Origin of the sequence: Tardiphaga sp. (assembly GCF_044340795.1) — a bacterium.
Lineage (GTDB): Bacteria > Pseudomonadota > Alphaproteobacteria > Rhizobiales > Xanthobacteraceae > Tardiphaga.
The window spans coordinates 1-7,228 of record NZ_JBIISY010000281.1; the positions used below are offsets into that span (position 1 = coordinate 1).

Consider the following 7,228-nt stretch of genomic DNA (forward strand, 5'->3'; position numbering starts at 1 on the left):
CCAGATGGTGGCGATCGACACCACACCGGCACAACGCGCCGAGATCCGTGCCTCGCTCGGCCTCGACGATCCCGTGGTGGTGCAGTTCGCGCGCTATTTCACCAATGCGGCGCAGTTCAAGTTCGGCGTCTCCTACCAGTTTCGCCAGCCGGTCTCCTCGCTGCTGCAGGAACGCATGCCGGCGACGCTGGAGCTCGCCACCTGTGCCACCGTACTGGCGCTGTTCTTCGGCATCCTGATGGGGATCTATTCGGCGCTTCGCCGCGACTCGTTCACCGCCAAGCTGCTGCAGGCGGTGTCGCTGATCGGCATCTCGCTGCCGACCTTCCTGATCGGCATTCTGCTGATCTATCTGTTCGCAGTGACCTTGGGCTGGTTGCCGTCGTTCGGCCGCGGCGAGGTGGTGAAGCTCGGCTGGTGGACCACCGGATTTCTCACAGTGTCGGGCTGGAAGGCGCTGATCATGCCGTCCATCACCCTCGGCCTATTCCAGATGACGCTGATCATGCGCCTCGTTCGCGCCGAGATGCTGGAAGTGCTGCGCACCGACTATATCCGCTTCGCCCGCGCCCGCGGGCTGACCACCCGCGCGATCCATTTCGGCCACGCACTGAAAAACACGCTGGTGCCGGTCATCACGGTGGCTGGCCTGCAATTCGGCTCGGTGATCGCTTTCGCCATCATCACCGAAACGGTGTTTCAGTGGCCGGGCATGGGCCTCCTGTTCGTGCAGGCGGTGCAGAATGTGGATATCCCGATCATGGCCGCCTATCTGCTCGTGGTGTCGCTGATCTTCGTCACCATCAATCTGGTGGTGGACATCCTCTACACCATCGTCGATCCGCGCCTGCGCGCGACCGTCAACCGGCCGGCGTGAGGGTGACATGACCGACGCGCCTCTCCCCCACACGCCCGGCCTGCTCGCCCGTGCCATCGACAGCGACATCTTCTATTCGTTCCGTCGCTCGAAACTCACCATCGTCGCCGCCGGCATCGTGCTGCTGCTGGTGCTGGCAGCCATATTGGCGCCTGTTCTCGCCGCGCAGAATCCGTTTGATCCCGCCCAGCTCGACCTGATGAATTCGCGCATCTCGCCGCTCTGGACTGCCGAAGGCCAAAAGCCATTCCTGTTCGGCACCGACGAGCAGGGTCGCGACGTGTTATCCGCCATCCTCTACGGCATGCGCATCTCGCTGATCGTAGGCATCCTCGGCGTCGCTCTCGCCGCCGTGCTCGGGATCGGGCTCGGTCTCATCGCCGGTTATGTGGGCGGCGCGGTGGACAGCCTGATCATGCGCATCGCCGACGTGCAGCTCACTTTTCCCGCGATCCTGATCGCGCTGCTGATCGACGGCGTGGTGAAATCACTGCTCGGCAATCACCTCGACGCCACCACCATGCTGATGGTGCTGGTCATCGCCATCGGCCTGAGCTTCTGGGTGCAATATGCGCGCACCGTGCGCGGCTCGGTCATGGTGGAGAAGAACAAGGACTATGTAGCCGCCGCGCAGCTCATCGGCCTGCCCGCGCGCGTCATCATGCTACGCCACGTGTTGCCGAACACCATGGGACCGATCCTCGTCATCGCCACCATCAATCTCGCGCTGGCCATCATCACCGAAGCGACGCTGTCATTCCTTGGCTCCGGTATGCCGGACACCATGCCATCGCTCGGAACGCTGATCCGTATCGGCAACAACTATCTGTTTTCCGGCGAATGGTGGGTGATCGCCTTTCCAGGCGTTGCTCTGGCCTCGCTGATCCTGTCGATCAACCTGGTCGGCGACTGGCTGCGCGATGCGCTGAACCCGAAACTGCAATGACGGGAACCTGTTCATGAACACGCCCGTCCTGTCCGTTCGCGATCTCCATGTTGAATTCGCCAGTCGGCGCGGCACGCTGCATGCGATCAATGGCGTCTCCTTCGACATCGCCCGCGGCGAAGTGCTCGGCGTGGTCGGCGAATCCGGCGCGGGAAAATCGGTGACGGGGCTTGCCGCCATCGGCCTGATCGATCCACCCGGACGCATCAGTGGCGGCGAGATCCATCTCTCCGGCCAGCGCATTGACAATCTGCCGCCGGCACAGATGCGGCGTATCCGCGGCAAGCGCATCGCGATGATCTTCCAGGATCCGCTCACGAGCCTCGATCCGCTCTATCGTATCGGCGACCAGCTGGTGGAAACCATTCGCACCCATCTGTCCCTCTCCGAAAGCGCGGCGCGCAAGCGCGCCATCGAGCTGCTGGCAGAAGTCGGCATCCCTGCGCCGGACAAACGCATCGATGCCTATCCGCATGAATTTTCCGGCGGGATGCGGCAGCGCGTGGTGATCGCGCTGGCGATCGCGGCCGAACCCGAACTGATCATCGCCGATGAGCCGACCACGGCGCTTGACGTTTCCGTGCAGGCCCAGATCATCGGCCTCATCAAGCGGCTTGGCCGCGACCACGGCACCGCGGTGATGCTGGTGACCCACGATATGGGCGTGATCGCCGAGACCTCGGACCGCGTCGCCGTGATGTATTCCGGCCGCATCGCCGAAATCGGCCCCGTGCGCGACGTGGTGCAGCATCCGCTGCATCCCTATGCGAAAGGACTGATGGGCGCGATCCCGACACTCACCGGCGACGCATCGCAGCGCCTGGTGCAGATCCCCGGCAGCATGCCGCGCCTCTCGGCGATCCCACAGGGCTGCGCCTTTCATCCGCGCTGCAGCTTCGCGTTCGACCGTTGCCGCGTCGAGCGGCCGGAGCCGATCACGGTAGGAACGCAGCGTGTGGCCTGTCATCTCCACGATCCCGCGTCATCGATCCCGGCGCCGGCGGAGTTCACGGCATGACGGCGCTGGTGCAGGCGCGCGATCTCCGGCGCGTATTCGATGTCTCCAAGCCCTGGCTCAACCGCGTCATCGAGCGGACGCCGCGGGAATATCTCAGGGCGGTGGATGGCGTCTCCTTCGATATCCGGCGCGGCGAGACCTTTGCGCTGGTGGGTGAATCCGGCTCCGGGAAGAGTACAGTGGCGCGGATGGTGGTCGGCCTGCTGCCGCCAAGCGCCGGTGACGTCTCAATCGACGGCGTCTCCATGAGCGATCCGAAACAGGCGGGGCTGCGAAAACCACTGCGGCGGCGAATCCAGATGATCTTCCAGGATCCCTATGCCAGCCTCAATCCGCGCCTGCGGGTGGACGGCATCATCGCCGAGCCGATCCGCGCTTTCGACCTCATCGCCGGTGAGCGCGATATCCGCGCGCGCGTGGGAGAGCTGCTGCGCCTCGTCGGCCTGCACCCCGATGACGGCGTCAAGTTCCCGCATCAGTTTTCCGGCGGCCAGCGTCAGCGCATCGCCATTGCACGCGCGCTGGCCTCGGAGGCCGACTTCATCGTCTGTGATGAACCGACATCGGCACTGGATGTCTCCGTCCAGGCGCAGATCCTCAATCTGATGCGCGACCTGCAGGACAGGCTCGGCCTGACCTATCTGTTCATCAGCCACAATCTCGCAGTGGTGCGCCATATGGCTGACCGGATCGGCGTGATGTATCTCGGCCGCATCGTCGAACTCGCCGAGGGCCGCGAACTCTTCAGCCACCCGCGCATGCCCTATACGCGCATGTTGCTCGGCGCCGTGCCGGATCTCGCAATGTCAGGGCGCGCGCGCATCGCAGTGTCCGGCGAGATTCCCAATCCGATCGATCCGCCATCCGGCTGCACCTTTCATCCACGTTGCCCGGAGGTGTTCGATCTATGCCGGCGCGAGGTGCCGCCGCTGATCCAAGGCGTCGCGTGTCATGCGGTGAACAGGCCCGGCGCGTAATCTCCCAACGAAAAGGGCTCCGCAAGCGGAGCCCTTTGTGTGTGCGACGAGCGCTGCGAGGCATCGGCAACAGACCCTCACAACCTCCCGCCGCGAAACGGTGTGGCAACCATTGCCCAGCTTGCGCATGGCGCAGGCTGGATGATCCGATCACTCGTCCGCCGGCTCCGAACCTTCGGTGTCGCCGTCCTCGGCTTCGCGCTTGCCGGCGAGGATCTGCTCGGCGATCAGGCCGGAATTCTGCCGGATCGAGGCTTCGATCTTGGCGGTCATATCCGGATTGGCGCGCAGGAAAGCCTTTGAATTCTCGCGGCCCTGGCCGAGGCGCTGGCTGTCATAGGAGAACCAGGCGCCCGACTTCTCGACGATGCCGGCCTTGACGCCGAGATCGAGGATTTCGCCCATCTTGGAAACACCTTCGCCATACATGATGTCGAATTCGACCTGCTTGAAGGGCGGTGCCAGCTTGTTCTTCACCACCTTGACGCGGGTCGAGTTGCCGACCACTTCGTCGCGCTCCTTGATCGCGCCGATGCGGCGGATATCGAGGCGGACCGAGGCGTAGAATTTCAGCGCATTGCCGCCGGTGGTGGTTTCCGGCGAGCCATACATCACACCGATCTTCATGCGGATCTGGTTGATGAAGATAACCATGGTGTTGGACTTGTTGATCGAGGCGGTCAGCTTGCGCAGCGCCTGGCTCATCAAGCGCGCCTGCAGACCCGGCAGCGCATCGCCCATTTCGCCTTCGAGTTCAGCGCGCGGCACGAGGGCTGCGACCGAGTCGATGATCAGCACGTCCACCGCGCCCGAACGCACCAGCGTGTCGGCGATTTCCAGCGCCTGTTCGCCGTGATCGGGCTGCGAGATCAGGAGTTCGTCGACATTGACGCCGAGCTTGCGGGCATAGACCGGATCGAGCGCATGTTCGGCATCGACGAAGGCGCAGATGCCACCCTTTTTCTGCGCTTCGGCAACGCAATGCAGCGCCAACGTGGTCTTGCCAGAGGATTCCGGCCCGTAAATCTCGATGATGCGGCCCTTCGGCAGGCCGCCAACACCGAGCGCGATATCGAGGCCCAGCGAGCCCGACGACACCACGTCGATATCCATCGAGCGGTCGTTCTTGCCGAGCTTCATCACGGAACCCTTGCCGAACTGGCGCTCGATCTGGGAGAGCGCAGCCGCCAGGGCTTTGGACTTGTCCATGGAGGATCCTTCAACGATACGCAGGGCAGACGAATTGGCAGCCATTGATCTAGCTCCTTATGAAGGGATTCGCGACAGGGACAAATGTGAGAGCGACAAACAGACCGCATCGCCGCTCGGATGATTCAATGTACCCTATCTGTTCTATGTTCGCAATATGTTCTTTGAGATTTCGACAAACTTCCCTCTCCGATCGGCAAATCGGCGTGGCGTCGAAGAATTCGGGACGTCAGCGCGCAGGGACCGCTGCGGGAAGCGGCATCGCTGCCAGTTCGGGGGAAATGCCGATGGCATACACATCCGCCACCCCCGCCTTGCGCAGGCGCTTCAGCTCGATAACGGCATGATCGAGCGTCTCCACGGTGCCGTAGAACACTTTCTCTGTCGGATGATACGGCGTTCCTTAGATGCTGTAGGCCACGGGCGGATGTCCGGTCGACTGGCTGCCAAATACCAGCCAGTCCTATAGCGAGCGGCGCAGATTTGTCTACTAAAACAGACAACTCGGTCGCCGATGCGCCTGCGGCGATTGCGCCTTGGTCCTCATGAGCGCTCTCTAGCAAGCCGCGCGGGAGCCTTTCATCCTCGACGATGCCGATACTATCCTGCCGGAATCACCGTTCGTCACGCCAGGACATCCGCCATGGACATCACCACCCGCATCCACGACAGCTTTGCCAAACAGGGGCTGATGACCACCCTTGGTGCCTCGCTTGGCAGCGTTGCGCCCGGCGCCGTTGAGATCTTACTGGTCCCCTCACCCGCGATCTCGCAGCAGCATGGCTTCGTCCATGCGGGTGCGGTGAGCGCGATTGCGGACAGTGCGGCCGGTTACTCGGCGCTGAGCCTGATGCCCGAAGACGCCGGCGTGCTGACCACCGAATTCAAGATCAATCTGGTGGCGCCGGCCGTGGGCGAACTCATCATTGCGCGCGGACGCGTGGTGAAGTCCGGGCACACGCTGACGCTCACGCAATCGGACGTCTTCGCGGTCAGCAACGGTCAGGAGCGACTGGTCGCTTTGCTCACGGCGACGATGATGACGCTGCGCGGTCGTGAGGGCGTCAGCGACTGATGCCTGGCATGCGCGACCTGGCGCTGCGTCAGTTCACCAGATCGCAGCGGGCGATGCGGTTGAAGTCCGCGAGCTGTTGCTCTGCCGGTGCGGCCAGATCGATGCTCGCCAGCAATTCAGCCAGCCGCCGGTGCGCACGCGCGGCATCCGCGGCAGGCAGCGGCGCCTCGTCATAGACCTCGATATAGGGCGAGACGAGATTGCTCAGCAGCTGACACAGCGCGCTGTGTTCGGGGGCGCGACTGCGGAGATCGGATAGTTTCTGCTGCAGGGACCGGAATGTGTGAAGGCCGTGGTGCTGCTGTTCAAACCACATGCTCAGGTCGTTCATGTTAGCCTCTTCGGATACGAGAAGAAGCTATGGGCTTTTACACTGCCGCGTCGAAAAGAGCCAGCACGGACTCAGCGCGGCCCGGCGATGATCACCGCGGCGCCGACCAGACAGATCGCGGCCCCCGCGATATCCCAGCGGTCCGGGCGAAAGCCTTCGGCGAACCAGAGCCACAACACGGACATGGCGATGTAGATGCCGCCATAAGTGGCATAGGCGCGGCCCGCGGCTTCGCTCTCGACCAGCGTCAGGAGCCAGGCAAACAGGATCAGCGATGCGATGCCGGGAAGCAGGATCCAGACCGGCTTGCCAAGGCGGAGCCAGGCCCAGAAGGCGAAGCAGCCGACGATCTCCGCGATCGCAGCTCCGATGAATATCAAGGCGGTGCGCATCGATGCTCCCTGCGTATTGCTGCCGTTCCATAGCGGCCGGACACCGGCAAGGGCAATTGTTGCGTCACGTGGCGTAGGCTGCACGCGCCAGAACAAGGAGATGCGAGATGGTCACCGTCACCGCCATGATCATCAGGCCGAGATCGGTACCGTGGACACGATCGGGTGCCCAGGTCATGGCGGCCCAGATCATCAGGCGCAGGGCGAGCGCGAAGCCGATCAGGCCCCAGAGACCCAGCCATCTCGGTCCATGCCAGACCGGTCGGCCGTCGAGCGCCCATTGCATGACGATACGGTCTCGCGCGATCCGCGGCGCGAAAAAAATGCTGGCGGCGATCATCACGGCGATCGCCGCCCAGAACACGTAGTCAGCCATCATCACTGCCTGCGAGAGGTATCGGAT

Annotated in this window: 9 protein-coding genes and 1 pseudogene; 5 read left to right on the forward strand and 5 right to left on the reverse strand. The window is 63.3% G+C overall.

Annotated elements, in window-relative coordinates; all coding sequences use genetic code 11:
- The 4 genes from ACIQ17_RS28690 to ACIQ17_RS28705 all read left to right on the forward strand — a co-directional run.
- Positions 1 to 877: ABC transporter permease (locus tag ACIQ17_RS28690; protein ID WP_398472815.1), on the forward strand; the 877-nt coding region annotated here is incomplete at its 5' end.
- 7 nt (positions 878 to 884) lie between these two features.
- Complete coding sequence (locus tag ACIQ17_RS28695) at positions 885 to 1,823, forward strand: ABC transporter permease (protein WP_398472817.1); 939 nt, start codon at positions 885 to 887, stop codon at positions 1,821 to 1,823.
- Positions 1,824 to 1,836: 13 nt separating this feature from the next.
- The gene (locus ACIQ17_RS28700; protein ID WP_398472818.1) at positions 1,837 to 2,841 is read left to right on the forward strand and encodes an ABC transporter ATP-binding protein; all 1,005 of its coding nucleotides are present in this window, start codon (positions 1,837 to 1,839) and stop codon (positions 2,839 to 2,841) included.
- Positions 2,838 to 3,818 (forward strand): ABC transporter ATP-binding protein, encoded by a 981-nt coding sequence (locus ACIQ17_RS28705; RefSeq protein WP_398472820.1) that lies wholly within the window; start codon positions 2,838 to 2,840, stop codon positions 3,816 to 3,818. The genes ACIQ17_RS28700 and ACIQ17_RS28705 overlap by 4 nt, the downstream gene beginning before the upstream one ends.
- 150 nt (positions 3,819 to 3,968) lie before the next feature.
- Here the strand turns inward: ACIQ17_RS28705 and recA are convergent, their stop codons facing one another.
- Together recA and ACIQ17_RS28715 are read right to left on the reverse strand one after the other, a co-directional pair.
- Positions 3,969 to 5,072, reverse strand: a complete 1,104-nt coding sequence (gene recA, locus ACIQ17_RS28710; RefSeq protein ID WP_398472821.1) for a recombinase RecA — start codon at positions 5,070 to 5,072, stop codon at positions 3,969 to 3,971.
- Between the two features lie 184 nt (positions 5,073 to 5,256).
- Entirely contained in the window at positions 5,257 to 5,403 is a 147-nt protein-coding gene (locus tag ACIQ17_RS28715) for a hypothetical protein (protein ID WP_398472822.1), read from the reverse strand.
- A gap of 267 nt (positions 5,404 to 5,670) precedes the next feature.
- On the opposite strand from ACIQ17_RS28715, the gene ACIQ17_RS28720 reads away from it, so the two are divergent.
- Positions 5,671 to 6,102, forward strand: a complete 432-nt coding sequence (locus tag ACIQ17_RS28720; RefSeq protein WP_398472823.1) for a PaaI family thioesterase — start codon at positions 5,671 to 5,673, stop codon at positions 6,100 to 6,102.
- Positions 6,103 to 6,130: 28 nt separating this feature from the next.
- On the opposite strand, the gene ACIQ17_RS28725 is transcribed toward ACIQ17_RS28720, so the two are convergent.
- The 3 genes and pseudogenes from ACIQ17_RS28725 to ACIQ17_RS28735 form a co-directional block, all read right to left on the reverse strand.
- A complete protein-coding gene (locus ACIQ17_RS28725) occupies positions 6,131 to 6,433 on the reverse strand; it encodes a hypothetical protein (RefSeq protein ID WP_398472825.1) in 303 nt (100 codons plus the stop codon).
- A 71-nt stretch (positions 6,434 to 6,504) separates the two neighbouring features.
- Complete coding sequence (locus ACIQ17_RS28730; RefSeq protein WP_398472826.1) at positions 6,505 to 6,825, reverse strand: YnfA family protein; 321 nt, start codon at positions 6,823 to 6,825, stop codon at positions 6,505 to 6,507.
- A 64-nt stretch (positions 6,826 to 6,889) separates the two neighbouring features.
- Positions 6,890 to 7,228 (reverse strand): annotated as a pseudogene (locus ACIQ17_RS28735) (hypothetical protein); the annotation flags it as partial.

Bases quoted from the DNA above. Each gene is read 5' to 3' on its own strand.
- ACIQ17_RS28695 (WP_398472817.1), top strand. From the start codon at position 885: ATGACCGACGCGCCTCTCCCCCACACGCCCGGCCTGCTCGCCCGTGCC.
- ACIQ17_RS28700 (WP_398472818.1), top strand. From the start codon at position 1,837: ATGAACACGCCCGTCCTGTCCGTTCGCGATCTCCATGTTGAATTCGCC.
- ACIQ17_RS28705 (WP_398472820.1), top strand. From the start codon at position 2,838: ATGACGGCGCTGGTGCAGGCGCGCGATCTCCGGCGCGTATTCGATGTC.
- recA (WP_398472821.1), bottom strand. From the start codon at position 5,072: ATGGCTGCCAATTCGTCTGCCCTGCGTATCGTTGAAGGATCCTCCATG.
- ACIQ17_RS28720 (WP_398472823.1), top strand. From the start codon at position 5,671: ATGGACATCACCACCCGCATCCACGACAGCTTTGCCAAACAGGGGCTG.
- ACIQ17_RS28725 (WP_398472825.1), bottom strand. From the start codon at position 6,433: ATGAACGACCTGAGCATGTGGTTTGAACAGCAGCACCACGGCCTTCAC.
- ACIQ17_RS28730 (WP_398472826.1), bottom strand. From the start codon at position 6,825: ATGCGCACCGCCTTGATATTCATCGGAGCTGCGATCGCGGAGATCGTC.